Raw genomic sequence first — 24,187 nt, 5'->3', positions numbered from 1 at the left:
TCCGATATGTGCTCGTAAGACGAGCGTTTGATTGGACCGTACCGCAGCGACCCCCGGTCCCGGCGGGATCGCACCACGGTGCGGCCTATTTTCCTACCCCCGCACAACGGGTGGGAACGGGGCACTGTTCCCACCCGTCGCCCGAACGGTTCAGCCGCCGTACACGTGGGGCGCGAGCGTGCCGATGAACGGCAGGTTGCGCAGCTTCTCCGCGTAGTCCAGGCCGTAGCCGACCACGAACTCGTTGGGGATGTCGAACCCGACGTACTCGACGTCGATCTCCACCTTGGCCGCGTCCGGCTTGCGCAGCAGGGTGCAGACCTTGAGCGAGGCCGGGCCGCGCGAGCCCAGGTTGCCGAGCAGCCAGGACAGCGTCAGACCGGAGTCGATGATGTCCTCGACGATCAGCACGTCCTTGCCGGCGATGTCGGTGTCCAGGTCCTTGAGGATGCGCACCACGCCGGAGGACTTGGTGCCCATCCCGTACGAGGAGACGGCCATCCAGTCCATGGTGACCTGGCTGTGCAGCGTCCGGGCCAGGTCGGCCATCACCATCACGGCGCCCTTGAGGACGCCCACCAGCAGGAGGTCCCTACCCGCGTAGTCCTGGTCGATCCGCGCGGCCAGCTCCACCAGCTTGGCGTCGATCTCGTCCTTGCTGATGAGCACCTTCGCGAGGTCTGCGCCCATGTCGTTCTGGTCCACCGGGGATACGTCCTCAAACGTTCGGGGTCTGGGTTCGGCGGCGGCGGTACGACCTGTTCGTGCTCAGTCGCCCTGCCGCCGAAACACCAGCGTGCCACACCGGCGCACGGCTTCGACGCCCCCGGGTAGGTGCAGCGGGCCCTGGCCGCGCCAGCCGGTGACCAGCAGGTCCACGCTCTCCAGGTGCCGGGCGAACAGGTCGCCGGCCGGGCAGCCCGCGCGCAGCGCGGCCCGGCGCAGCACCCGTCGGCGGACCGCGGGGGGCAGTTCGGCGAGCTTGCCCACGTCCAGGGCGCCGTCCGGGGAGCGCAGGTCGCGCTCGGCCAGGGCGGCCCACTGGTCGAGGGCGTCGGCGTCGTCGCGGAACAGCCGGGCGGTGCGGGCCAGCGCCTCCACCACGCCGCCGCCCAGGTGCTTCTCCAGCACCGGCAGCACCTCGTGCCGGACCCGGGAGCGGGTGTACGCCGGGTCGGTGTTGTGCGGGTCGTCCCAGACCGGGATGGACTGCGCGGCGCAGGCCCGCCGGGTGGCGGCCCGGTCCAGCTCCAGCAGCGGGCGGCGGTAGCGGCCCTTCTGGGCGGGCATCCCGGCCAGCGAGCGGGCCCCGGAACCGCGGGCCAGGCCCAGCAGCACGGTCTCCGCCTGGTCGTCGCGGGTGTGGCCGAGCAGGACGGCGAGCGCGCCGTGCCGCTCGGCGGCCAGGTCGAGTGCGGCGTAGCGGGCGTCCCGGGCGGCGTTCTCCGGGCCGCCCTCGCGGCCGACCCGGACGGCGACCGCCTCCACCGGGTCCAGGCCGAGCTCGCGCAGCCGGACGGCGACCTGCTCGGCCCGCTCGGCCGAACCGGCCTGCAGGCCGTGGTCGACGGTGACCGCACCGACCCGCAGGCCGAGCTTGGGGGCCTCGAAGGCGGTGGCGGTGGCCAGCGCCATCGAGTCGGCGCCGCCGGAGACCGCCACCAGCACCAGCGGGGAGCCTGGCGCGGCGGGCGTGCGGGGCAGGCCGGAGGGGTGCCGGCGGGCGTTGCCGATCAGCGTGCCGGGCACCGTCGCGGTGCCGGCCAGCACGGGCACGGGCGCGGGCGTCCGCGGGCGGGCCTGCCCGCCGGGGACGACACCCGCCTCCGCGGCGAGTTCGGCGAGGGTACGGCGGACGGCGAGGCGTATCGCCGCGACAGCGGGGTGTGGGCCCATGGTTGGCACTCCTTGGCGGAGGGAGGGTGGTGTCGGCCGCCTGTCAGCTCTCGGTCACCAGGCGCTCACAGATGGTCGCAGAATCCGGCCACCGCCCACGCCACCCGCGCCAACGGCGGATTCACCGTCCCACGTACGGGTGAATGGAGAAACGTTACGGCTGCTTCAGGTGTACGACTCCCCGGACGGAGGGACCGGGCCCGGCCGGTCCGGACGGGCCCGGCCGGTGGGCCGGTCAGCCGGTGACCCGGGCCACCCAGGACGCCGGGTCGTGGATCTCCTCCTTGGTGGGCAGCGTGTTCGGCGAGGTCCAAACCCGGTTGAAGCCGTCCATCCCGACCCGCTCCACCACGCCCCGGACGAACACCGCGCCGTCCTGGTACTGCCGCAGCTTGGCGTCCATCCCGAGCAGCCGGCGCAGCGCCAGGTCGAGCCGGCCGCTGCCGCGGTCGCGGCGGCGCTGGAACTTCTCCCGGATCTCCGCCACCGAGGGCACCACCGCGGGCCCCACCCCGTCCATCACCACGTCCGCGTGGCCCTCCAGCAGCGACATCACCGCCGTCAGCCGGGCCAGGACCTCCCGCTGCGCGGGCGTCTGCACCAGGTCGGTCACGCTGGGCGCGCCCTCCCGGCCCGCGCGGCCCTCGCGCCGGCCGCCCAGGCCCGGGAGCGGCAGGCCGCCGAGCGCCTCGCGCAGCCGCTCCAGGAAGGCCGCCGGGTCGACGTCGGTCTGCGCCAGGAACTCCTGCACCTCGGACTGGATGTGGTCGCGCAGCCACGGCACCGCGGTGAACTGGGTCCGGTGGGTCTCCTCGTGCAGGCACACCCAGAGCCGGAAGTCGTGCGGGGCGACGTCGAGTTCGCGCTCCACCTGGACGATGTTCGGCGCCACCAGCAGCAGCCGCCCGGGCGGGGCGGCCAGACCGCGCCGGGGCTGGTCGAACAGGCCCTCCGGGCTGTCCGGGGCGCTCGGCAGCTCGGCCGGGGCGAAGGTCTCGTACTGGCCGAGCACCTTCGCCGACAGGAAGGCCAGCACCACGCCGACCTCCACCCCGGTGGCCTTCGCCCCCGCCGAACCGGCCGCCGCCGCGCCCCGGCCGCCGCCCTCCCGGCGGGCCGCCAGCTTCTCGGTCAGCGGGCGCACCACCGTCCGGAAGCCCGCCACGTTGGCCCGCACCCAGCCCGGCCGGTCCACCACCAGCACCGGCGTGCCCGCCACCCCGGTCGACCCCATCCGGGTGTACTCGCGCACGTGCCGCTCGGCCTCCGCCGCGTGCCGGCGCAACTCGGCGACGGCCGCCCGGGCCTCGTCCCGCCCGATCCGCGGCCCCGGCCGGGCGAGCCGCACCGCGGTCGCCACGGCGAGATTCCAGTCGACCATCTCCGCACTGCCGCTCGCGCTCGTCATGCCTTCACCGTACGTGCTCACCCCCGCCCGGGGGAGGCGCGCACCCTCGCCGCTCCGTGCCGTGACACCCCGTCAACGCTCCGCCGCCGCCGGACACCGGGAGCACCCGGCCCCGGCCCACCGCCCGCAGGGCGGTGCGCCCGCGCCGGGGAGGCACGCCGGACAGTCCGAGCGGTCGGGCAGCTCCGTCCGACCCGGACTGCGCGAGGTCAGCGGCGACCGGTCCTCGCGCAGCCTTCCGCGGGAGGCCGCGCCCGCCCCGGGAGACAGCCACCCCGCCACCGCCCCGGAGCCGCGCACCGCCCGGCCGGACCGGCGGGGTCAGCAGCCGCAGGCGGCGATCTTGGCGACGATGCGGTCGACGGCGGCGCGGGCCGCGGTGGGGTCGGCGTCGGTGCGGGTCATCAGGGCGAAGGCCAGGACGCGACCGTCGGCGTCGACCACGGTGCCCGCCAGGGTGTTGATGCCCTGGAGGGTGCCGGTCTTGGCGCGGACGATGCCGGCGGCCTCCGCCGCGCCGGACTTCGCGCCGAAACGGTTCACCAGGGTGCCGGAGAACCCGGCGACCGGGAGGCCGGTGATCACCGGGCGCAGCTCCGGGTGGGCGGGGGCGGCGGCCGTGGCGAGCAGCTTGACCAGGGTGATCGGCGGGATCAGGTTGGCCTTGGCCAGGCCGCTGCCGTCGGTGAGCACCACGCCGTCCAACGGGACTCCGAGCCCGGCCAGTTCGGTGCTGACCGCCTTCGCCGCGCCCTCGAAGCTGGCGGGCTGCTTCGCGGCGATCGCGGCCTGCCGGGCGACCGCCTCGGCCAGCGTGTTGTCGGAGGTGGTGAGCATCCGCTCGACCAGCCGCCCGATCGTCGGCGACTCCACCCGGGCCAGTTCGGTCGCGCTGTCGGCCGTACTCGTGGCCGTACCCGCGGCCGTCCCGGCGAGCCCGGTGGCGGGCGTGGTGGCCGCGGCGGGCTTGCCCTGCACGGTGACGCCCTCCGCCCTGAGGAAGCCGGCGAAGGAGTCGGCGGCCTGCCCGGCGGGGTCGAACACCCGGGCCGGGGCCTCGTCGGGCGAGCGCGGGTCGATCCGGCCCTCGTCGACCATCAGCGGGGTGACCGCGGCGATGTTCATCGCGTCGTGGTCCTTGTGCAGCAGCGGGCCGGTGTAGAGCGAGGTGTCGTACGAGAGCCGCACCTCGACGGTGCCGGCGGCCTTGAGCGCGGTGGCGGTGCGGTGGGCCAGCTCGGCCATCGAGGCGGGGGCGCTGTCCGGGTCGACGGGCAGGCCGCCGATCCGGACCTGGTCGGCGGGCAGGGCGGTGAGGGTGGGGTCGCCGCCGCCGACCAGGGTGATCTCGCCCGGGGCGGCGCCCCGGACCACGGTGGTGGCGATCCGGTGCTCGGCGGGCAGCAGGGCCAGGGCGGCGACCGCGGTGGCGAGCTTGGTGGTGGAGGCGGGCGTGGCCGGGGTGTTCTCCTGCGCGCCGAACAGGAACTCGCCGGTGGCGGCGTCGGCGACCGCGAAGTTCAGGGTGCCCAGGGCCTTGTCCTGGACGGTGCCGCCGAGCGCGGTGCGCAGCCCGCCGCCGGTCGGGGCCTTGCTGTCGGCGGCGTCGCCCTCGGCCAGCACCGGGCCCTTGACCGGGACGGCCCGGTGCCGGCCGTCGCGGTGCTGCCGGCCGTCGCCCTTGCCGCCATCGCCCTTGCCCCCGTCGCCCTTGCCCCCGTCGCCCTTGCCGTCGCCGTGGTCGACGCCGTCGCCGCCCGGCCGGCCCTCGCTCCGGCCGTGGCCGTCCTCGGCGGACCGACTCGTCCCGGCACCCGGCGTGGGCTGGGCCAGGGCCGGGTCGGCGGCCAGGGTCCCGGCGGCCAGCACCACCCCCAGCGCGGCTGCCAGGGCGGCTCTGCGCCCGCGTCCCGCCCCTGTCCCTGCTCTCACCGACCGGCCCCTTTCCCGAGCACACCCCGCCGTAGGAGACACTTGATTCTGTCAGTCCCAACCCTTGGAGGAACCGTTGGAGTTCGACGTCCTGATCGAGATCCCGAAGGGCTCGCGCAACAAGTACGAGGTCGACCATGAGACCGGTCGGCTCCGTCTGGACCGCATGCTCTTCACCTCGACCCGCTACCCGGCCGACTACGGCTACGTCGAGGGCACCCTCGCGGACGACGGCGACCCGCTGGACGCGCTGGTCATCCTGGAGGAGCCGACCTTCCCGGGCTGCCTGATCAAGTGCCGCGCCATCGGCATGTTCCACATGACCGACGAGGCCGGCGGCGACGACAAGCTGCTGTGCGTCCCGGCGACCGACCCGCGCTGGTCGCACCTCCAGGACCTCCAGGACGTGTCGGAGTTCGACCGCCTGGAGATCCAGCACTTCTTCGAGGTCTACAAGGACCTGGAGCCGGGCAAGTCCGTCCAGGGCGCCGACTGGGTCGGCCGCGCCGAGGCCGAGGCCGAGATCACGGCTTCGATCAAGCGCCTGGAGGAGCAGGGCGGCCACTGAGCCGTGACACCCCTCGGGGGTGGCCCGCACCGCACGCGCAGGGGCGGGAGTCCGGAGTTCCGGGCTCCCGCCCCTGCTGCTTCCCGGTGGCGCTTCCGCTGCGTTCCCGGAGCGTTCCCGGTGCGTTCCCGGAGCGTTCCCGGTGCGCCCGGACGGTCCTCAGGCGCCGTCGTTGTCGTCGAGCCGGAAGCCGACCTTGAGGCCGACCTGGTAGTGCTCGACCTCGCCGTCCTTGAGGTGGCCGCGGACCTGGACCACCTCGAACCAGTCCAGGTTGCGCAGCGTCCGGTTCGCCCGGGCGAGGCCGTTGCGGATCGCGGCGTCCACGCCCTCGTGCGAGGACCCGACGATCTCGGTGACCCGGTAGGTGTGGTCGGTCATGGCGGTCTCTCCCTGTGCGGCGACGGGTGGCTCCCCCGCCGTCCACCGTGCACCGAAGCGCCGCCCCGGGCATCCCGGCTTCCGCCGACGGGGCGTCGGCGGAAGGTCGGCCGCAGCGCCGACGGAGGCTCGACCGGGCCTCGACGGGGTCTCAGAACGCCGCGCGGACCTCGCCGACCACGTTCCCGCCGCCGTGCAGCGGGGCGGCGGCGATCCGGTCCAGCACCGGGTCCTGGACGCCCAGTCGGCGCAGCGCGGCGGCCAGCACCGGGCCGCGGGCGCGCTCCGCGCCGTCCTCGATCTTGAAGGCCAGGGCCCGGCCGTCGGCCAGCGCCACCACCTGGACGGCCTCGGCGCCCATCTTGGACAGCGCCCCGGGCACCGCCCGCATCAGCCAGGTGTCGGCCCGGCGGGTGCCGGCCACGTACTCGGGGTGGGCGCGCATCGCGTCGGCGACCCGGCGCCGCTCGGTGCCGGGGTCGGCCAGCAGCAGGGCGCGGTAGCCGCGGGCGAGGCCGGTGAGCGAGACGGCCAGCAGCGGGGCGCCGCAGCCGTCGGTGCCCAGGTGGGCGGCCGGCTCGCCGGTGGCCTGCTCCAGGGCGGTGCGGGCCAGCACCTGGATCGGGTGGGACGGGTCGAGGTAGGTCGCCAGGTCCCAGCCGTTGGCGGCGGAGGCGGCCAGCCAGGCGGCGTGCTTGCCGGAGCAGTCCATCAGGATCGGGGCGCGTTCCCCGCCGGAGCGCAGCAGCTCCTCGGCCTCCACCGGGTCCAGCGGGAGGTCGGCGGGCAGCCGCAGGGCGGACTCGGTGAGGCCGGCGTCGGCCAGCACCCTGCGGACCGCGGCGCGGTGGAAGGGCTCGGCGGAGTGGCTGGAGGCGGCCAGCGCGAGCTGTTCGCCGCGCAGGTCGAGGCCGGCCCGCAGGGTGGCCACCGCCTGGAAGGGCTTGGCGGTGGAGCGCGGGTAGACCGGCAGCTCGGGGGTGCCGAGCGCGTACTCGACGGCGCCGTCGGCGTCGAGCAGGACCAGCGAACCGCGGTGGCGGCCCTCGGTGAAGCCGGAGCGTATGACCTCGGCGAGGACGGGCGGGGCGGACTGCGACACGGGTGGTTCTCCAGGGCGGGTGCGGTGAGGGTGGGTGGACCCCGGCCGCGTCCGCCCCGCTCAGCGCTCGCTGAGCAGGTCGTCGACCCGGGCCTCCCCCTCACGGTACCTGCGGGTGATCTCCGCCCCGCAGTCGTCCGCGGTGCGCTGGAGCGCGTGGCGGCGGCCGGAGACCTCGCGCTGGTGCACGTCGAGCCGCTCGATCGCGGCCAGCAGGTCGGCGGTGGCGTGCGCGGACAGGTCGGCCAGCTGGACGTCGCCCATCAGGGCGTCCGCCTCCCGCCGGTAGCGCTCGCCGCGCGGCGGGCCGAGGGTGAGGTGCCGGGCCGGGCGGCGGGTCGCGGACGGGGCGTCGGCGAGGATGGCCGGCAGCCGGTCCAGCAGTGCGCACTGGGCCTCGCTCGCGCCCGTCAGCGGGATCTCCCGGCGCTGGAGTTCGGCCCGCAGGATGTCCATCCGGCCGTGGAGCAGGCGGCGCAGGTAGGACAGGTCGGCCTCCTGCTCCAGCGCGTCCCGGCGGAGCACCCGTAGTTCCTCCAGGGCCAGGCCGGCCAACCCGTCGACCGCGCTCACGTCCATCAATCCGACCACCTGCCGTAGTACCAGTGCCCGCCGGTAGCACGGGCCGCCCGTCCTCCAGGGTTCCCCCCGGCGGGCGCTGCCACTCGTGCGGGTGACGCGGTTCGCCGGGACGGCGGACGCCCCGGCGGGGCCCGGGTGGCCCCGGACCGTCGCACAGCGTGCCACCCCGGGCCCCGGCGCCGCACGCCCGAGTACCCGAACGGCCCCCTGGCGAACACCCCTGGCTAGTACGAAGAATCCGCGCCACCGGCTCACCTGCACGAATCGGGGCGCACCATGCGCGACCCCAGCGCGCAACCGGAGGCCGTGCGCCCCCGGGGTGGGCGCACCGGCACAATGGCGGCATGCGAGCAGTGGTGCAGCGGGTCGCCCGGGCGGCCGTGATGGTGGACGGCGAGAAGGTCGGCGCGATCGAGGGGCCGGGCCTGTGCGTCCTGGTCGGCGTCACCCACGAGGACACCCCCGGGCAGGCCGCCCAACTGGCCCGCAAGCTCTGGACGCTGCGGCTGTTCCCGGGCACCCCCGAGCGGTCCTGCTCGGAGCTGGGCGCCCCGCTGCTGGTGATCAGCCAGTTCACCCTCTACGGCGACGCCCGCAAGGGCCGCCGCCCCACCTGGAACGCCGCCGCACCCGGCCCGGTCGCCGAACCGCTGGTGGACGCCGTGGTGGCCGAACTACGCACGCTGGGCGCCGAGGTGGCGACCGGGCGGTTCGGCGCCGACATGCAGGTGTCGCTGGTGAACGACGGGCCGTTCACCGTCCTGCTGGAGGTCTGATCCCCTCGCGGGAGTGAGGTCCCCCTACAGGGGTGAGGCCCCCTTATGAAAGTAAGGCCCTATCCCGAAAGTGAGAGGCGGCCGCATAAGCGAGACCCCATCACAAGGGCGAGAGGGTCTCACGGAAGCGAAGACCCCTCAGGCCGGGACGATCACGTCCTGGGTGCCCGGGACGCCGTCGGCTAGCAGCACCGCGTCCACCGGGGTGTTGCGCTTGACCAGGGCCAGTGCGATCGGGCCCAGCTCGTGGTGCCGGGCCGAGGAGGTGACGAAGCCGACCGGCCGCTCCTGGCCCTGGACCCGGACCTCGGTGCCGTGCGCGGGCAGCTTCTCCTCGGTGCCGTCCAGGTGCAGGAACACCAGTCGGCGCGGCGGCCGGCCCAGGTTGTGCACCCGGGCGACCGTCTCCTGGCCGCGGTAGCAGCCCTTCTGCAGGTGCACGGCGCTGTCCAGCCAGTCCACCTCGTGCGGGATGGTCCGGTGGTCGGTCTCGAAGCCGAGCCGCGGCCGGTGCCCCTCGACCCGCAGCGCCTCGTACGCCCAGACGCCCGCCGCCGGGCCGAACTCCTCGGCCGCCGCGGCCAGTTCGGCCCGCGGCAGGAACACGTCACGGCCCCACGGCAGTTCGCGCACCGCGGCGGCGCGCTCGACCGGGGCGGTGGAGCCGGCCGGCAGGAAGACCACCGCGTACCGCTCGGTGGCGTCGGCGACCTCGACCCGGTTCCAGAACTTCATCGACTCCAGGTACTTCACCAGCGCGGGCGCGCCGCCGGGCTCCACGTGGATCCAGGTGGTCTCCCCGTCGTCGACCAGGTAGAGCGCGTGCTCCACGTGCCCGTTCGGGGAGAGCACCAGCGCCTCGGTGGCCCGCTGCGGCGGCAGTTCGCTGACGTGCTGGGTGAGCAGCAGGTGCAGCCAGCCCAGCCGGTCCGGGCCGGTCACGGTGATGACGCCGCGGTGCGACAGGTCGGTGAAGCCGCGCCCGGCGGCCAGCGCGCGCTGCTCGCGGAACAGGTCGCCGTAGTGGGCGGCGACCCCCTCGTCGGGACCTTCGGCCGGGACGGCGCCGGGCAGGGCAAGCAGCGGGCTCTTCATACCCGCCAGCTTACGGCTGCCCGTCCTCCAGCTTGGCGGTGCAGTCCGCGCAGCGGCCGAAGATGGCGAAGTGCTTGAGGTCGGTGTCGAAGCCGTGCTCGGTGCGCAGGCTGTCGATCAGCGGGGCGGCGATCTCGGTGTCGGTCTCGGTGACCCGGTCGCAGTCCCGGCAGACCAGGTGCAGGTGGGTGTGCCGACCGGCCAGGTGGTACGTGGGGGCGCCGTGGCCGAGGTGCGCGTGCGAGACCAGGCCGAGCTCCTCGAGCAGCTCCAGCGTCCGGTAGACGGTGGAGATGTTGACGCCGCTGGCGGTCTTGCGGACCTGGCCCAGGATCTCGTCCGGGGTGGCGTGGTCGAGCAGGTCGACGGCCTCCAGCACCAGCTGGCGCTGCGGGGTCAGCCGGTAGCCGCGCTCGCGCAGGTCGGACTTCCAGTCGGTGCTCTCGCTGTTCGCCACGTGTGTCCCTGCCCGGTGAGAGGTCGTATGACAAGTGTAGGGACCGGCCGCCGAGCCGGTCCCCACTCCGTGCGTGAACGCCGGATCAGCGGAAGAACGCGATCCCGTCGTCCGGCAGGTCGTTGATGTCGTGGATCAGCTGCGCCGGGTTGAGCACCTTCTTCAGCTGCGCGGACATGTACGGCCGCAGCGGCACCTCGGGGGCGGCCTTCTCGCCGACCCAGAGCAGCTCGTCCTTGACCAGGCCGTAGAGTCGCTTGCCGCCGCTGTACGGGGCCGCGTCCTCGATCCGGGCGACCGCGTCGGTGGCCAGGTCGATCTGCGGCTTGCCGTCGTGCAGCTTGCCGTACCAGATCTCCACGGTGCCGTCGTCGCGGACCGAGGAGACCTCGATCTCGCGCTCACCGCTGGTGCCGTGCTGGTTGCTGGTCACCCGCCAGAAGGAGTGCTCGGTCTCCAGCGGGCGGACCTTCTCCCCCTGCTCGTCCAGCACCCAGGTGCGGGAGCGGAACTCCAGGAAGGGGCGGCCGTCGTGCCGGAAGACGATCTCCTGGCCGAAGTTGCACTTCTCACTGCCGGGGAAGTCATGGACGCCCGCGCCCTCCCAGGTGCCGAGGAGGAAGGCGAGCGGGACGACGTCGCGGTGGAGGTCGGAAGGAATCTCGATCATGGTCCTGGCTGGTGTCGTCGGACGGTTACCGGGTCAACCGTACGGCAGTCGTCAGCGCTGGCCCTGGTAGAGCTTCATGACGGAGAAGATGGCGAACCAGGTGATCAGCACGGCCATCAGAGCCAGCAGGCTGTCGAAGAAGATCTCAAGACCGGACATGGTGCGCTCCCAGGGGCGGGTTCGACGGGCTGTGGTACGGCGCGAGTCTATCCGGCGCCCCTCGCGCCCGTAGTCTCTGGGGCATGTCGAAGAAGCTGGTCATCAAGGTCACCGCCGGGGCGGACGCCCCCGAACGCTGCTCGCAGGCCTTCACGGTCGCCTCGGTCGCCGTCGCCAGCGGCGTGCCGGTCTCGCTCTGGCTGACCGGCGAGTCCGCCTGGTTCGCCCTGCCCGGGAGGGCCGCCGAGTTCGAGCTGCCGCACTCCGCGCCGCTGCCGGACCTGCTGGAGGCCGTCCTGGCGGCCGGGAGCGTCACCCTGTGCACCCAGTGCGCGGCGCGCCGGGACATCGCGCAGGCCGACGTGATCGAGGGCGTGCGGATCGCCGGCGCGCAGGTGTTCCTGTCCGAGGTAATGGCGGACGACGCCCGGGCGCTGGTCTACTGACGCTCCTCCGGGGGCTCGCGGTCCGGCGCGTCCCGGTCGTGGCCGCGCCGCTCCCAGCGCGGGTCGTCCCAGCGCGGGTCGTTCCACCAGTCGTCGTCGCGGTCGCGCCGGTTGGCGAGGACGGCGGCCACCGGCGGGATCACCATGGCGACCACGCACATGCCGATGGCGGCGCCGACCGACCAGAAGCGCACCACGCCCCAGGCGAGGACGAACAGCGTCAGGCAGACGCCCATCATCACGAAGTAGCGCACGTGCCGTCGATGTGCCTGCACCCCTCCAGGGTAGGCCGCGGGGCCCCGGCCGTTGAAGACGGCCGGGGCCCCGCGGTGCACCGCCTGGTGCGGTCGTCTCAGACCGCGATCGCGACCTCGGTGAACTCGCCCTGGGTGGCGACCACCTGGCGGTCCACGGTGGCGCCGGGCACCAGGGCCCGCAGCGTCCACTTGCCCGGGCGGGCGAAGAACCGGAACTGCCCGGTCGCCGAGGTCGGGACCTCGGCCGTGAACTCGCCGTTCTCGTCGAGCAGCCGCACGTAGCCGTTGACCGGCTCGTCGTTGCGGGTCACGGAACCCTGGATGATCGTCTCGTTGGCCACGTCAACTCCTGCCAGGTCCGGGCCGCCGGCCTTCGCACCGCACATGTCTGTCTCCCTCGTCCTTGCCGTCGTGCGAGCCGGAGCTCAGTTGCCGAGCTCGATCGGCACGCCGACCAGGCTGCCGTACTCGGTCCACGAACCGTCGTAGTTCTTGACGTTCTCCTGGCCGAGCAGCTCGTGCAGCACGAACCAGGTGAGCGCGGAGCGCTCGCCGATCCGGCAGTACGCGATGGTGTCGGTGGCCAGGTCGACGCCCTCGGCCTCGTAGAGCGCCTTGAGCTCGTCGTCGCTCTTGAAGGTGCCGTCGTCGTTGGCGTTCTTCGCCCACGGGATGTTCTTGGCGGACGGGACGTGGCCCGGGCGCTGCGACTGCTCCTGCGGGAGGTGGGCCGGGGCGAGCAGCTTGCCGGAGAACTCGTCGGGCGAGCGGACGTCGACCAGGTTCAGGCTGCCGATCGCGTTGACCACGTCGTCGCGGAAGGCGCGGATCGAGGAGTCGGCCGGCTGCGCGGTGTACTGGGTGGCGGCCCGCTCGGGCTGCTCGACGACCAGCTCGCGGGAGTCGAGCTCCCACTTCTTGCGGCCGCCGTCCAGCAGGCGGACGTCGCCGTGGCCGTACAGCTTGAAGTACCAGTAGGCGTAGGACGCGAACCAGTTGTTGTTGCCGCCGTAGAGGACCACGGTGTCGTCGTTGGCGATGCCCTTGGCGGACAGCAGCGCCTCGAAGCCGGCCTGGTCGATGAAGTCGCGGCGGACCGGGTCCTGGAGGTCCTTCTTCCAGTCGATCCGGACCGCGTTGCGGATGTGGTTCTTGTCGTAGGCGGCCGTGTCTTCGTCGACCTCGACGATGACGACCTTCGGGTCGTCCAGGTGGGCCTGGACCCAGTCGGCGTCGACCAGGACGTCGCTGCGGCTCATGTGGGTTCTCCATCCGGGGGCGGTTGGCGGAAGGCTGCGGGAGTGCTCCGGACCGTGCGCGTCCGCACATCTGTCCGCATGCTGGGACGGAGGTGGGTGCGGCTTCGGCCGGGGTGGATCGGCGGGATTCTCGCCGCTCCGGACGCACCGGTGCCCGTGGCTACCGGTTCGCGGCGTCGGAGCGGGGCGGACGTGCCGGGAGTACGGGGCGCGACCGCCGGGTCAGCGCATTCGACACAGGCAGCTCGACACGCGGCAGTGGTCTACCGCCCGCCGCTTCGTGAGGTCCGCCTGTCGCTTCATGACCACGATGCTAGGGACTCGGAGGGGGCGCTGTCATCATTGTGTCGAATGCTGAGACCGGATCATCCGCATGGTGGGATTTACCGATTTCCGCCCCCGGCGGAAGCGCCCCGGGCCCGGTGCGGGGACCGGGCGGACGGGTGATTCGGGACGTTCCGACAACCGGCCTGGACAGCCCGTCTCGCCCAGCGGACGCCCGGCAGGCGCCTAGTGGCCGAGCGTGGTGCCGGGGGCGAGGGTGAAGCTCAGCCGGACGCCGTCCGGCTCCGGGGTGGCCTCGGCCAGGGCGAGGCCGGTCGGCAGGCCGGTCAGGGCGAACCGCTGGGGCTTCAGCAGGTCGCCGGCCAGGCCGTTCAACTTGGAGGCAGCGCCGGTGAGTTGGAGGTTGTCCACGACCACCTGGTTGCCGTCGCTGCGCAGCCTGCCCTCGACCGAGCCGCCCGGCACCTCGGCCTTCACCTTGCCCGGGCCCGCGTACGCCAGGGTGAGCCGGCCGCCGCCCACCATGAACTTCGACAGGTCCTGGTAGCCGATCACGCCCCGGCCGTCGCCGTGCCCGACGGTGACGCCCCGGTAGGAGTCGGTGAACTTCACGTCGGACAGGTCGGCCCGGAAGGCGTGCATGGTCACCGTCTCGCGGCCGTCGGTCACGGTCATCCCGTCCGAGCTCATCGTGACCTTGTCCAGCTCGCCGGCCAGCGCGCTGGTCAGGAACGGGAAGTCGTCGATGCTGACGTCCGGCTTGGTGGTCATCCAGCCCGAGGAGACGGCCGCGTCCGCCGCCTGGTCCTCCGCGACCCCGACGGCTATCCGGTCGGCGCCGACCAGCAGGCCGGCCACCACCCCCAGGCCGATCAGCAACTTCACCGAGCCGTGCATCGCACTCCCCCAGCAGACGGTCGATCCGACGTCCGTTCGGAGACGAACGGCATTCGGGCTACGGACATAGGGACGATCGCACGCATGCCCCAGTTCCGGAACGGCAGCCGGGGAAACCGGTGATCAGCCTCCGGCGAACGGCGGCAGCACCTCGACCGTCCAGCCCGCGGACAGCGGCACCTCGGCGTGGTCCCGGCCGCCGGTCTGCTCGCCGTCCAGCAGGAACGAGCACACCCCCAGCAGCCGCAGCAGCTCCGGCCGGTCGGCGTGCGCGGCGCGCACCGCGGCCAGCGCCCCGGCCAGCGTCGCGGCCTCGACGGCCTCCTCGGCCCGGCCGGCCGCGGACTTGGCGGCGGCCCAGTAACGCACCGTCCCGCTCACTCGTCCGGGTGAGCCGGCGGCGGCGGGTTCCCCGGCGGCGGTGCGTGCTTCGGCGGTCGCGGTCACGGCAACCCCTCTCGACGGTCCTCGCCCGGTACGGCGGCCGGCCCGGTGCCGGCCGGCCCACCCGTGGAATCGGGGTACACGTACGGTGCGGCCGGTGCGGCCCCCATCATCGCGCGCTCCCCCCACCCGGAGGCAAACCCCCCGGGCCGCGCCGCCCCGCCGGAGCAACGCACCTCACGGCCCGGAGCGCCGATCGCCGCCGCGCGCCCCGCCCGCGCCTCTCCCCAGGCCGCAGCCGGTCGGCTATCCTCGAACGCGATGAGGGATCCGGGCAGAGTCGCCCCCGGGTCCTTTCGTGCTTTCAGGACGCCATACGGACGTTCTTGCGAACGGTGCCCCACCCGCACCCGCCGCCGGAACGCCACCGCCGCGGGCCGCACGACGAGGTGCGCACCCCGGGACGGGACCAGACCGGAGGGTACGCCGATGGACGGGGCACCAGCGGGACGCCAGGGGTTGCGGGACCTCGGGCGAGCCACCGCCGCCCCGCCCGCCGACGCCCCCGCCGACCCGGTCGGCGTTCCCCCCACCCTGTACCGCGGCCACCGCTCTCCCAGGCGGCCGCGACCGCGACGACCCGGAAAGGGGACTAACCGGGTATGAGTTCTCTGCTCCTGCTGACGAACGCCCTGCAACCCTCCGCCGAGGTGCTGCCCGCCCTCGGGCTGCTGCTGCACAGCGTCCGGGTGGCCCCCGCCGAGGGGTCCGCCCTGGTCGACACCCCGAGCGCCGACGTGATCCTGGTCGACGGCCGGCGCGACCTGCCGCAGATCCGCAGCCTGTGCCAGCTGCTGCGCTCCACCGGCATCGGCAGCCCGCTGATCCTGGTGGTCACCGAGGGCGGCCTCGCCGCCGTCACCGCCGAGTGGGGCGTCGACGACGTGCTGCTCGACACCGCCGGACCGGCCGAGGTCGAGGCCCGGCTGCGGCTGGCCCTCGGGCGGCTGAACGCGGCCACCGACGACAGCCCGATGGAGATCCGCAACGGCGACCTCTCGGTCGACGAGGCCACCTACTCCGCCAAGCTCAAGGGCCGCGTCCTCGACCTCACCTTCAAGGAGTTCGAGCTGCTCAAGTACCTGGCCCAGCACCCCGGCCGGGTCTTCACCCGGGCCCAGCTGCTCCAGGAGGTGTGGGGCTACGACTACTTCGGCGGCACCCGCACCGTGGACGTCCACGTCCGCCGGCTGCGGGCCAAGCTCGGGGTCGAGAACGAGCAGCTGATCGGCACCGTCCGCAACGTCGGCTACCGGTTCGTGGTGCCCGAGCGGCCCGAGAAGGGGCCGGAGCGGGCCGAGCCGAACCGCACCGGCGCCACCCGCGAGCACTGACGCACGGCCGGGCGGGCCGCACCGCGGAAACACTCGCCCGGCTTTGCCCGGATCGCTCCCGAAACCGCCGTCCCACCAGGTGTCACCCCGGGCCGGAGCGGCGAACCACCCGCGTAGACTCCCCCCGTGGCCAAGGTGACGCGCGACGACGTAGCCCGACTGGCTGGCACCTCGACCGCGGTCGTCAGCTATGTGATCAACAACGGTCCCCGGCCGGTCGCCCCGGCCACCAGGGAGAAGGTGCTCGCCGCGATCGAGCAGCTCGGGTACCGCCCGAACTCGGTCGCCCAGGCGATGGCCTCCCGGCGCACCAACCTGATCGGCATGGTCGTCCCCGACGCCCGGCAGCCGTTCTTCGCGGAGATGGCGCACGCCGTGGAACGCGCCGCCTCCGAGCGCGGCAAGCTGGTGCTGATCGGCAACTCCGACTACGTGGACGACCGCGAGGTGCACTACGTCCGGGCCTTCCTCGGGATGCGGGTCTCCGGCCTGATCCTGGTCAGCCAGGGCCCCTCGCAGCGCGCCGCCGAGGAGTTCGCCGCCATGGAGGGCGCCAAGGTGGTGCTGCTGCACCGCCGCCCCGAGGCGATCGACGACGTCGCCGTGGTCACCGACGACGTCGGCGGCTCCGAACTGGTCGTCCGCCACCTGCTGGAGGAGCACGGCCACCCGTACGTGGCCTGCTTCGGCGGCCCGGTCGAGTCCCCCGCCCCCGGCGACCCGGTGATCGACCACGTGGCCGGCTGGGAGCTGGCCATGACCGCGCACGGCCTGCCCACCGAGCCGTACCTGGTGGACGCCCCGTTCCACCGCTACGGCGCCTACCAGGTCGCGCTGGAGCTGCTCGGCTCCGACCGGCGCCCGCCGGCGATCTTCTGCTCCACCGACGACCAGGCGATCGGCGTGCTGCGGGCCGCCACCGAGCTCGGCCTGCGCGTCCCCGAGGACCTCGCGGTGGCCGGCTTCGACGACATCCCCGAAGCCGCCTTCGCCTCCCCGCCGCTGACCACCGTCGCCTCCGACCGGGACGCGATGGCCCGGGCCGCCGTCGACCTGGTCCTCGACGACTCGCTGATGGTGCCCGGCAGCGACACCGAGCGGGTCCGCAAGTTCCCGTCGCGCCTGGTCGTGCGGCGTTCCTGCGGCTGCGCCGGCGACCGGGCCGGATCTCCTGCCTGACCAGGCTTTATGAGAAGCTGACGCGCTTCTCGGGGAACCTGTACCACCCTCTCATCCGGTCTTCATGAACCGCGCGGAACGTGGTCGTCATGAGCGACCAGCACCGCAACACCCAGGAGCCCCACCCCCAGGACGGCGGCGCGGGCCGGTTCCCGCCGCAGCCGCCCACCGTCCCCGCGCACCCGGCGTACCCGGTGCCCCCGACCCCCTCGGCGTACCCCGCGCACCCGGCGCACCCGGCGCACCCGGCGGAGCAGCCGTACCCGCCCTACCAGGAGGCCGCCTACCCGGCGCTGCCGCCCGCGGCCCCCGCCGCCGGGCCCTGGGACGCCACCACCGCCGGAGCCGGAGCCGGGGCCGGTGCCGGGGCCGACCAGCAGCCGCCCGCCGGGCACCGCGCCCGCCGCGGCCTGCTGCGCAGCCGGCTCGCCCTGGTGACCGCCGTCGCCGCGATCGCCGCCCTGGTCGGCGGCGTCAGCGGCGGTGCCCTGGTCGGCGACCGCTCCGGCACCACCGGCGCGAGCAGCACCCTGGTGCGCCCGGTCTCCGCGAACGCCGACGGCAGCGCCAACGTCTCGGCGATCGCCGCCGCGGTCTCCCCCGCCGTCGTGCAGATCACTGTCAAGACCAGCGGCGGCACCGCCACCGGCACCGGCGTGGTGCTCACCGCCGACGGTCAGATCCTCACCAACTACCACGTCGTCTCCGGCGCGGTGAGCGGCGGCGGCCAGGCCACCGTCACCTTCCAGGACGGTTCCACTGCCCCCGCCACCGTCACCGGCACCGACAAGTCCCTGGACACCGCCGTCATCACCGCCTCCGGCGTCAGCGGCCTGACCACCGCCGTCCTCGGCGACTCCGACAGCACCGCCGTCGGCGACTCGGTGGTCGCCATCGGCAACCCCGAGGGCCTGACCGGCACCGTCACCTCGGGCATCATCTCCGCCAAGGACCGGCAGGTCTCCGTCCAGGTCGACGAGAGCACCACCAGCAACAACGGCGGCTTCGGCTTCCCCGACCTGCCCGGCCGGCGCGGCTCCTCCGGCTCCGGAAGCTCCTCCGGCTCCTCCGCCGACACCGCCACCTACCAGGCCCTGCAGACCGACGCCGCGCTCAACCCCGGCAACTCCGGCGGCCCGCTGATCAACACCGCCGGCCAGGTCATCGGTCTCAACTCGGCGATGTACTCCGGCAGCGGCTCCGGCTCCGGCGGCAGCTCCGACGCCGGCAGCGTCGGGCTCGGCTTCGCCATCCCGATCAACAGCGTCAAGCAGGTGCTGTCCCAGATGCAGGCCGGCAAGACGGTCTGACCGCCTCCGCCGACCGACCTCCGACCGACCTCCGTCGACCGTCTCCCCCGATCCGTCCCACCCGACGGACAATGGCCAGGACCGCACCGGACTCAGAAAGGGCCCCGAGCCGATGACTCCCCCCGCCGACGACCGCACCCCCGCCGAGGCCCCGGGCGGCGGCGCCCGCGTCCTCGTGGTCGACGACGAACCCGCGCTGCGCGACGCGCTGGAATCCAGCCTCGCCTTCGAGGGCTACCAGGTCACCACCGCCACCGACGGCTACGAGGCCCTGGCCGCCGTCGAACGCGACCGCCCCGACCTGGTGCTGCTGGACATCATGATGCCCCGGATGGACGGCCTCACCGCCGTCCGCCGGATGCGCTCCCGCGGCGACACCGTGCCCGTCCTGATGCTCACCGCCCGCGACGCCGTCGGCGACCGCGTCACCGGCCTCGACGTCGGCGCCGACGACTACCTCGCCAAGCCCTTCGAACTCGACGAACTCCTCGCCCGGGTCCGCGCCCTGCTGCGCCGCAACGCGCTCGCCGCGGAGGCCGCCGCCCGCACCGCCGCCGACGAGGACGGCGGCGAGGTGCTGGCCTTCGGCGACCTGCGGATGAACACCGCCACCCGCGAGGTCACCCGGGACGGCACGCCCATCGAGCTCACCCGCACCGAGTTCATGCTGTTGGAGATGTTCCTCTCCCACCCGCGCCAGGTGCTGACCCGGGAACAGATCCTCAAGGCCGTCTGGGGCTTCGACTTCGAGCCCTCCTCCAACTCCCTCGACGTCTACGTCATGTACCTGCGCCGCAAGACCGAGCAGCACGGCATGCCCCGGATCATCCAGACCGTCCGCGGCGTCGGCTACGCCCTGCGCGCCGCGACCGGCGCCGCGGCGTGAAACCGATCGGCCGGCTCACGGGGTGGTTCCGCGGCAAGCCGCTGCGGAGCAGGCTGGCCATGCTCACGGCCGCCGCGGTGGCGGTGGCGATCGCGGTGGTGGCGGTGGCCAGTTGGCTGGTCGTCCGGGAGAAGCTCTACCAGGACGTCCACGACAACCTGGCGGGCGCGCCCCGGACGCCGATCGTGCCGCCCGGGCAGCAGAACCCGCTGTACTGCGGCTCGTCCGCGGCCGCGGGGCTGGCGACGGTCCCCTCCCGGGGCGGCGACGACCACTTCAACCCGCAGAAGTACGACTACCAGTTCCTGCTGCCCGACGGCACCGTGTGCTTCCTCGGCTCCGCCACCAAGGCGGTCGACATCCGGTCGGACGACACCGCGCTGCTGTCGACCCCCAGGCCGCAGCAGTTCCGCGAGGGCAGCTACCTGGACGGCGAGTCCGCGCAGGTGCGGCTCACCATCACCGCGATCCGGCGGGACGGCGTGCAGCAGCCGGCCGTCATGATCACCGCACTCCCGACCTCCGGCGTGGAGAGCTCCCTGAACAGCCTCGCCCTGCTGATGGCCGGCCTCGCCGGGCTCGGCGTGATCGGCGCGGGCTTCACCGGCCGGCTGATCGCCCGGTCCGCGCTCAAGCCGGTCGACCAACTCACCGACGTGGTCGAGCACATCGCCCGGACCGAGGAGGTCGGCACCACCATCCCGGTCCGCGGGAAGGACGAGATCGCCCGCCTGGCCACCTCGTTCAACTCGATGTCGACCGCGCTCGCCAACTCCCGCGAGCGGCAGACCCGGCTGATCGCCGACGCGGGGCACGAGCTGCGCACGCCGCTCACCTCGCTGCGGACCAACGTCGACCTGCTGATCCGGTCGGACGCGCAGGGGCGGGCGCTGCCCGCCGAGACGCGGGCGCGGATGCTGGGGAACATGAAGGCGCAGATGCAGGAGCTGACCGTGCTGATCGGGGACCTGCTGCAGCTGTCCCGGCCGGACACGCCGAACCCGGAGGCGGTGCGGACGGTGGTGCCGTTCCACGAGACGGTGGGGCGGGCGCTGGAGCGGGGGCGGCTGCGCGGGCCGTCGCTGGTCTTCGAGACGGACGTGCGGCCCTGGTACGTGCACGGGGACCCGGCGGCGCTGGAGCGGGCGGTGATCAACCTGCTGGACAACGCGGTGAAGTACTCGCCGCCCGCCGGGACGATCGAAGTGTCGTTGCGGGACGGCCGGTTGACGGTCCGGGATCACGGGCCGGGCATTCCGGCGGAGGAACTGCCGTACGTGTTCGATCGGTTCTGGCGGTCGCCGTCCTCGCGTCAGCTGCCGGGTTCGGGGCTGGGGCTGTCGATCGTGGCGCAGACCGTGCGGGACACCGGCGGGCAGGTCTCGCTGGGCCCGGCCCCGCACGGCGGGCCGGGGGCGCAGGCGGTGGTGGTGCTGCCGGGCGAGCCGACCGAGCCGCGCTGAGGACGGGCTGAGGACGGGCTGGGGACGCGTGGGGGGCGGGGCACCGCCGGTGCCCCGCCCCCGTCGCCGCGCCGGGGTCAGCTGTTGTCCTCGCCGACGCCGATGACCTTGATCCGGTCGGCGGCCGGCGGGGCGATCGGCGCGCCCGCCGAGCTGTGGCCGGTCAGGTAGGCGTTGAACAGGTCCAGGTCGGAGGCGCCGACGAGCTTGTCGGTGCCGGCGGTGAAGGCCGGGAAGCCGTCGCCGCCGCCGGCCAGGAACTCGTTGGCGGCGACCCGGTAGCTCGCGTTCGGGTCGAGCGGCGCGCCGTTCAGGCGGATCGAGTCGACGATCACCCGGGCCGCGCCGGCCTGGTTCAGGTCGAGGGTGTAGTGCAGGTTCGAGGAGATCTGCAGCACCTTCGGGGCGGCCTCGTTGGCGCCGGAGACCTGCTGCTGGAGGACCTGCACCAGCTGGGCGCCGGTCAGCGTCTTGACCTGCATCATGTTGGTGAACGGCTGGACGGCGAACGCCTCGCCGTAGGTCACCACGCCGTCGCCCTCGCTGCCGGTGGCCTTGTACACCAGGTCGGCGCGGATGCCGCCGGGGTTCATGAACGCCACCTGCGCGCCGCCCTTGTCGGCGGGCGAGAGGCCGGCCAGCTGGGCGTCGGCGATCAGGTCGCCGAGCGGCTTCTCCAGCGCGGTGGAGCCGCGGCCGTTGATGTCGGCGGTGATGTAGCCGGTGGCCCGGTTGGCGATCGGCGCGGCCAGCTTGGTGTAGCGGTCGAGCAGCGCGGTCAGGTCCGGCGCCTTCGGCACGTCGCGGCGCACGACGTGGTTGGCGGCGGTGACCGTCGGGCGGACGATGCCGCCGCTGCGCTTGTCCAGCTTGAGGTCGATCTCGGTGTACAGGCGGCCGAACGAGGCGGCGCTGGTGACCGAGCGGGGCACGCCCTTCGGGTCCGGGATCATGCAGGCGTACGAGTTGTGGGTGTGGCCGGTGACGATCGCCCCGACGGCCGGGTCGATGTTCCGGGCGATGTCCACGATCGGGCCGGAGACGCCCGCGCCGGCCGGGCCGCAGTCGTAGTTGTACACGTTGCTGGCGGGCAGGCCGCCCTCGTGGATCAGCGCGACGATCGAGTTGACGCCCTGCCGCTTCAGCTCGGCGGCGTACTTGTTGATGGTGGTGACCTCGTTGCCGAACTTGAGGCCCTGCACGCCCGCGGCGGTGACGATGTTCGGGGTGCCCTCCAGGGTCACGCCGATGAAGCCGACCTTGACGCCGTGGACGTTCGTCACCCAGTACGGCTTGAGCAGCGTCCGGCCGGTCTTCTCGTTGGTGACGTTCGCCGCCAGGTAGGGGAAGTCCGCGCCCTTGAACTTGCGGCCCTTCTCGTAGCAGCCGTCGGTCGGGTGGCAGCCGCCGTTCTGCATCCGCAGCAGCTCGGCCGAGCCCTCGTCGAACTCGTGGTTGCCCACCGAGGTGACGTCGAGGCCGATCTTGTTCATCGCCTCGATGGTCGGCTCGTCGTGGAACAGGCCCGAGACCAGGGGGCTGGCGCCGATGATGTCGCCGGCCGCGACGGTGAGGCTGTTGGGGTGGCCCTTGCGGGCGTCGCGCAGCGCGGTGGCCAGGTACTCGACGCCGCCGGCCGGGGTGGCGACGGTCTTGCCGGTGGCCGGGTCGATCTCGTTGATCGTGCCCGAGGAGCCGGCCGGGGGCTCCAGGTTGCCGTGGAAGTCGTTGATGGCGAGGAGCTGGAGGTCCTCGTACCGGGGCTTGTCGTGGCCCCGGCCGTGGGCCTCGGCGGCGGCCGGGAAGGCCATCGTGCCGAAGAGGGCGGCGGCCGCGGCGACCGCGAGGGCGGTCGAGCGGCGGCCGGTGGAACCGGAAATGGGCATGGCTGTCCCCTGGACCGTCGGGGCCGCGGCAGCGCGGCCTGGCGTTGTCTGGGTGCAGCCTAGGGTCAACGCGCGTAGCTGTCAGGAACCCGGAAGTAACGAGCTGGTTTCCGCGAGCTGACGGTCACCCCGCGCGACGAGCCGTCAGATCCGCGGCTGCGCCGCCAGTTGCTGGTCCGCGCGGTCCCGCTCGGCCACCGCGTCCTCGGTCATCGCCCGGTCGGTGTACACCAGCGGCTTCTCGGCCTCGGTGATGATGTGCTTCACCACCTGCACGTTGCCGTTGACGTCCCACACCGCGATGCCCGGCGACAGCGTCGGGATGATCTCCACCGCCCAGCGCGGCAGGCCCAGCACCCGGCCGGTGGCCCGCGCCTCCTCCGCCTTCTGCATGTAGATCGTCCGGGTCGAGGCCATCTTCAGGATCGCCGACGCCTCCTTCGCGGCCGCCCCGTCCACCACGTCCGACAGGTGGTGCACCACCGCGACGAAGGACAGGCCCAGCCGCCGGCCGAACTTCAGCAGCCGCTGGAACAGCTGCGCCACGAACGGGCTGTTGATGATGTGCCAGGCCTCCTCCACCAGGAAGATCCGCTTCACCCGGTCCGGCCGCAGCCAGGTGTGCTCCAGCCACACCCCGACGATCGCCATCAGGATCGGCATCGCGATCGAGTTCCGGTCGATGTGCGACAGGTCGAAGACGATCAGCGGCGCGTCCAGGTCGATGCCCGCCGAGGTCGGGCCGTCGAACATGCCCCGCAGGTCGCCGTCGACCAGCCGGTCCAGCACCAGCGCCACGTCCAGGCCCCAGGACTGCACCTCGCCGACCTCCACGCCCAGCGACTCCACCGCCGACAGGTCGGGGCTGCGCAGCGTGTCGATGATGTCGTTCAGCACCGGCTGGCGGTCCGTCACCGTGGCCAGCACGTACGCGTGCGCGGCCTTCAGCGCGAACCCGGCCCGCTCCTCCAGGCCGCGACCCATCGCCACCTCGATGATGGTGCGCAGCAGCGACAGCTGGCCGCTGGTGGTGATCGCCGGGTCCAGCGGGTTCAGCTTCACGCCGCCGCCCAGGGCCGCCTGCGGGTCCAGCCGGATGGACTTTATCCCCAGCGCGTTCGCGATCAGGTTCCACTCGCCGACGCCGTCCTCGCCCTGCGCGTCCAGCACCACCACCTGGCGGTCGCGGAACCTCAACTGCCGCAGCACGTACGTCTTCTCCAGCGCCGACTTGCCGTTGCCGGACTCCCCCAGCACCAGCCAGTGCGGGGCCGGCAGCTGCTGGCCGTACAGCTGGAACGGGTCGTAGACGTAGCCCTTGCCGCTGTAGACCTCGCGCCCGATGATCACCCCGGAGTCGCCCAGGCCGGGCGCCGCGGTCGGCAGGTACACCGCCTGCGCCTGGCCGCTGGAGGTGCGCACCGGCAGCCGGGTGGTCTCCACCCGGCCGAACAGGGTGCTGGTGAAGGAATCGGTGAGCTTGCCGAGCATCGACGGGCCTCCGGGGGTCAGCGG

General features: G+C 73.5%; 25 protein-coding genes. 8 read left to right on the top strand and 17 right to left on the bottom strand.

Annotated elements, in window-relative coordinates; genetic code table 11:
* Positions 1–150 precede the first annotated feature (150 nt).
* The 4 genes from hpt to dacB all read right to left on the bottom strand — a co-directional run bounded on the left by hpt (position 151) and on the right by dacB (position 5,236).
* Positions 151–690: a hypoxanthine phosphoribosyltransferase gene (gene hpt, locus QMQ26_RS20085; RefSeq protein WP_100838543.1), complete on the bottom strand. Its 540-nt coding sequence runs from the start codon at positions 688–690 to the stop codon at positions 151–153.
* A 78-nt stretch (positions 691–768) separates the two neighbouring features.
* On the bottom strand, positions 769–1,896 hold the full coding sequence (gene tilS / locus QMQ26_RS20080; protein WP_282202213.1) for a tRNA lysidine(34) synthetase TilS: 1,128 nt from the start codon (positions 1,894–1,896) through the stop codon (positions 769–771).
* Positions 1,897–2,131: 235 nt separating this feature from the next.
* A complete protein-coding gene (locus QMQ26_RS20075) occupies positions 2,132–3,304 on the bottom strand; it encodes a zinc-dependent metalloprotease (protein WP_100836838.1) in 1,173 nt (390 codons plus the stop codon).
* Positions 3,305–3,625: 321 nt separating this feature from the next.
* A complete protein-coding gene (dacB, locus tag QMQ26_RS20070; RefSeq protein WP_282202212.1) occupies positions 3,626–5,236 on the bottom strand; it encodes a D-alanyl-D-alanine carboxypeptidase/D-alanyl-D-alanine endopeptidase in 1,611 nt (536 codons plus the stop codon).
* A gap of 76 nt (positions 5,237–5,312) precedes the next feature.
* On the opposite strand from dacB, the gene QMQ26_RS20065 reads away from it, so the two are divergent.
* A complete protein-coding gene (locus QMQ26_RS20065) occupies positions 5,313–5,804 on the top strand; it encodes an inorganic diphosphatase (RefSeq protein WP_030458155.1) in 492 nt (163 codons plus the stop codon).
* A 159-nt stretch (positions 5,805–5,963) separates the two neighbouring features.
* On the opposite strand, the gene QMQ26_RS20060 is transcribed toward QMQ26_RS20065, so the two are convergent.
* From QMQ26_RS20060 to QMQ26_RS20050, 3 genes are all read right to left on the bottom strand, one after another.
* Positions 5,964–6,185 carry a dodecin gene (locus tag QMQ26_RS20060; RefSeq protein ID WP_030458156.1) on the bottom strand — a complete coding sequence of 74 codons (222 nt, stop codon included), beginning with the start codon at positions 6,183–6,185 and terminating at the stop codon, positions 5,964–5,966.
* 151 nt (positions 6,186–6,336) lie between these two features.
* Positions 6,337–7,287, bottom strand: coding sequence for an asparaginase (locus QMQ26_RS20055; protein WP_282202211.1), 951 nt, complete (start codon positions 7,285–7,287; stop codon positions 6,337–6,339).
* A 60-nt stretch (positions 7,288–7,347) separates the two neighbouring features.
* A complete protein-coding gene (locus QMQ26_RS20050; RefSeq protein WP_282202210.1) occupies positions 7,348–7,866 on the bottom strand; it encodes an RsiG family protein in 519 nt (172 codons plus the stop codon).
* A gap of 347 nt (positions 7,867–8,213) precedes the next feature.
* On the opposite strand from QMQ26_RS20050, the gene dtd reads away from it, so the two are divergent.
* Positions 8,214–8,645, top strand: coding sequence for a D-aminoacyl-tRNA deacylase (dtd, locus tag QMQ26_RS20045; protein ID WP_282202209.1), 432 nt, complete (start codon positions 8,214–8,216; stop codon positions 8,643–8,645).
* 138 nt (positions 8,646–8,783) lie between these two features.
* Here the strand turns inward: dtd and ygfZ are convergent, their stop codons facing one another.
* The 3 genes from ygfZ to QMQ26_RS20030 form a co-directional block, all read right to left on the bottom strand.
* On the bottom strand, positions 8,784–9,740 hold the full coding sequence (ygfZ, locus tag QMQ26_RS20040) for a CAF17-like 4Fe-4S cluster assembly/insertion protein YgfZ (protein WP_282202208.1): 957 nt from the start codon (positions 9,738–9,740) through the stop codon (positions 8,784–8,786).
* Between the two features lie 10 nt (positions 9,741–9,750).
* Positions 9,751–10,197, bottom strand: coding sequence for a Fur family transcriptional regulator (locus QMQ26_RS20035; RefSeq protein ID WP_100836843.1), 447 nt, complete (start codon positions 10,195–10,197; stop codon positions 9,751–9,753).
* An 85-nt stretch (positions 10,198–10,282) separates the two neighbouring features.
* Positions 10,283–10,867, bottom strand: coding sequence for an FABP family protein (locus tag QMQ26_RS20030; RefSeq protein WP_100836844.1), 585 nt, complete (start codon positions 10,865–10,867; stop codon positions 10,283–10,285).
* Between the two features lie 242 nt (positions 10,868–11,109).
* Between QMQ26_RS20030 and QMQ26_RS20025 the strand changes: the two genes are divergently transcribed.
* Positions 11,110–11,472, top strand: a complete 363-nt coding sequence (locus QMQ26_RS20025; protein ID WP_100836845.1) for a DsrE family protein — start codon at positions 11,110–11,112, stop codon at positions 11,470–11,472.
* On the opposite strand, the gene QMQ26_RS20020 is transcribed toward QMQ26_RS20025, so the two are convergent.
* From QMQ26_RS20020 to QMQ26_RS20000, 5 genes are all read right to left on the bottom strand, one after another.
* Entirely contained in the window at positions 11,466–11,747 is a 282-nt protein-coding gene (locus tag QMQ26_RS20020; RefSeq protein ID WP_100836846.1) for a DUF3099 domain-containing protein, read from the bottom strand. The genes QMQ26_RS20025 and QMQ26_RS20020 overlap by 7 nt on opposite strands.
* 77 nt (positions 11,748–11,824) lie before the next feature.
* On the bottom strand, positions 11,825–12,115 hold the full coding sequence (locus tag QMQ26_RS20015) for a DUF1416 domain-containing protein (protein WP_014137449.1): 291 nt from the start codon (positions 12,113–12,115) through the stop codon (positions 11,825–11,827).
* A 39-nt stretch (positions 12,116–12,154) separates the two neighbouring features.
* Positions 12,155–12,988: a sulfurtransferase gene (locus tag QMQ26_RS20010; RefSeq protein WP_100836847.1), complete on the bottom strand. Its 834-nt coding sequence runs from the start codon at positions 12,986–12,988 to the stop codon at positions 12,155–12,157.
* Between the two features lie 510 nt (positions 12,989–13,498).
* Entirely contained in the window at positions 13,499–14,170 is a 672-nt protein-coding gene (locus QMQ26_RS20005; RefSeq protein WP_282202207.1) for an LmeA family phospholipid-binding protein, read from the bottom strand.
* 123 nt (positions 14,171–14,293) lie between these two features.
* Positions 14,294–14,539, bottom strand: a complete 246-nt coding sequence (locus QMQ26_RS20000; RefSeq protein ID WP_100838544.1) for a MoaD/ThiS family protein — start codon at positions 14,537–14,539, stop codon at positions 14,294–14,296.
* A gap of 677 nt (positions 14,540–15,216) precedes the next feature.
* Here QMQ26_RS20000 and QMQ26_RS19995 point away from each other — a divergent pair.
* The 5 genes from QMQ26_RS19995 to QMQ26_RS19975 all read left to right on the top strand — a co-directional run bounded on the left by QMQ26_RS19995 (position 15,217) and on the right by QMQ26_RS19975 (position 20,786).
* Entirely contained in the window at positions 15,217–15,948 is a 732-nt protein-coding gene (locus tag QMQ26_RS19995) for a response regulator transcription factor (RefSeq protein ID WP_100836849.1), read from the top strand.
* Positions 15,949–16,074: 126 nt separating this feature from the next.
* On the top strand, positions 16,075–17,127 hold the full coding sequence (locus QMQ26_RS19990; protein WP_100836850.1) for a LacI family DNA-binding transcriptional regulator: 1,053 nt from the start codon (positions 16,075–16,077) through the stop codon (positions 17,125–17,127).
* An 89-nt stretch (positions 17,128–17,216) separates the two neighbouring features.
* Positions 17,217–18,437, top strand: coding sequence for a S1C family serine protease (locus tag QMQ26_RS19985; RefSeq protein WP_282202206.1), 1,221 nt, complete (start codon positions 17,217–17,219; stop codon positions 18,435–18,437).
* Between the two features lie 112 nt (positions 18,438–18,549).
* Entirely contained in the window at positions 18,550–19,323 is a 774-nt protein-coding gene (locus QMQ26_RS19980) for a response regulator transcription factor (RefSeq protein ID WP_100836852.1), read from the top strand.
* A gap of 59 nt (positions 19,324–19,382) precedes the next feature.
* Complete coding sequence (locus QMQ26_RS19975; protein WP_282202205.1) at positions 19,383–20,786, top strand: sensor histidine kinase; 1,404 nt, start codon at positions 19,383–19,385, stop codon at positions 20,784–20,786.
* Positions 20,787–20,863: 77 nt separating this feature from the next.
* On the opposite strand, the gene QMQ26_RS19970 is transcribed toward QMQ26_RS19975, so the two are convergent.
* Both QMQ26_RS19970 and QMQ26_RS19965 read right to left on the bottom strand, forming a co-directional pair.
* Complete coding sequence (locus QMQ26_RS19970) at positions 20,864–22,672, bottom strand: bifunctional metallophosphatase/5'-nucleotidase (protein ID WP_404813923.1); 1,809 nt, start codon at positions 22,670–22,672, stop codon at positions 20,864–20,866.
* 144 nt (positions 22,673–22,816) lie between these two features.
* Complete coding sequence (locus QMQ26_RS19965) at positions 22,817–24,163, bottom strand: ATP-binding protein (protein WP_100836853.1); 1,347 nt, start codon at positions 24,161–24,163, stop codon at positions 22,817–22,819.
* Positions 24,164–24,187: the final 24 nt, after the last annotated feature.

Origin of the sequence: Kitasatospora fiedleri (genome assembly GCF_948472415.1) — a bacterium.
Lineage (GTDB): Bacteria > Actinomycetota > Actinomycetes > Streptomycetales > Streptomycetaceae > Kitasatospora > Kitasatospora fiedleri.
The sequence above is the reverse complement of the archived record's forward strand: the minus strand, read 5'-3'. Positions and strand labels throughout refer to the sequence as shown.

Coding starts and splice junctions, on each gene's coding strand:
- hpt (WP_100838543.1), bottom strand. CDS start 690: ATGGGCGCAGACCTCGCGAAGGTGCTCATCAGCAAGGACGAGATCGAC.
- tilS (WP_282202213.1), bottom strand. CDS start 1,896: ATGGGCCCACACCCCGCTGTCGCGGCGATACGCCTCGCCGTCCGCCGT.
- QMQ26_RS20075 (WP_100836838.1), bottom strand. CDS start 3,304: ATGACGAGCGCGAGCGGCAGTGCGGAGATGGTCGACTGGAATCTCGCC.
- QMQ26_RS20060 (WP_030458156.1), bottom strand. CDS start 6,185: ATGACCGACCACACCTACCGGGTCACCGAGATCGTCGGGTCCTCGCAC.
- QMQ26_RS20050 (WP_282202210.1), bottom strand. CDS start 7,866: ATGGACGTGAGCGCGGTCGACGGGTTGGCCGGCCTGGCCCTGGAGGAA.
- dtd (WP_282202209.1), top strand. CDS start 8,214: ATGCGAGCAGTGGTGCAGCGGGTCGCCCGGGCGGCCGTGATGGTGGAC.
- ygfZ (WP_282202208.1), bottom strand. CDS start 9,740: ATGAAGAGCCCGCTGCTTGCCCTGCCCGGCGCCGTCCCGGCCGAAGGT.
- QMQ26_RS20030 (WP_100836844.1), bottom strand. CDS start 10,867: ATGATCGAGATTCCTTCCGACCTCCACCGCGACGTCGTCCCGCTCGCC.
- QMQ26_RS20025 (WP_100836845.1), top strand. CDS start 11,110: ATGTCGAAGAAGCTGGTCATCAAGGTCACCGCCGGGGCGGACGCCCCC.
- QMQ26_RS20015 (WP_014137449.1), bottom strand. CDS start 12,115: ATGTGCGGTGCGAAGGCCGGCGGCCCGGACCTGGCAGGAGTTGACGTG.
- QMQ26_RS20010 (WP_100836847.1), bottom strand. CDS start 12,988: ATGAGCCGCAGCGACGTCCTGGTCGACGCCGACTGGGTCCAGGCCCAC.
- QMQ26_RS20005 (WP_282202207.1), bottom strand. CDS start 14,170: ATGCACGGCTCGGTGAAGTTGCTGATCGGCCTGGGGGTGGTGGCCGGC.
- QMQ26_RS19995 (WP_100836849.1), top strand. CDS start 15,217: ATGAGTTCTCTGCTCCTGCTGACGAACGCCCTGCAACCCTCCGCCGAG.
- QMQ26_RS19985 (WP_282202206.1), top strand. CDS start 17,217: ATGAGCGACCAGCACCGCAACACCCAGGAGCCCCACCCCCAGGACGGC.
- QMQ26_RS19980 (WP_100836852.1), top strand. CDS start 18,550: ATGACTCCCCCCGCCGACGACCGCACCCCCGCCGAGGCCCCGGGCGGC.
- QMQ26_RS19975 (WP_282202205.1), top strand. CDS start 19,383: ATGCTCACGGCCGCCGCGGTGGCGGTGGCGATCGCGGTGGTGGCGGTG.
- QMQ26_RS19970 (WP_404813923.1), bottom strand. CDS start 22,672: ATGCCCATTTCCGGTTCCACCGGCCGCCGCTCGACCGCCCTCGCGGTC.
- QMQ26_RS19965 (WP_100836853.1), bottom strand. CDS start 24,163: ATGCTCGGCAAGCTCACCGATTCCTTCACCAGCACCCTGTTCGGCCGG.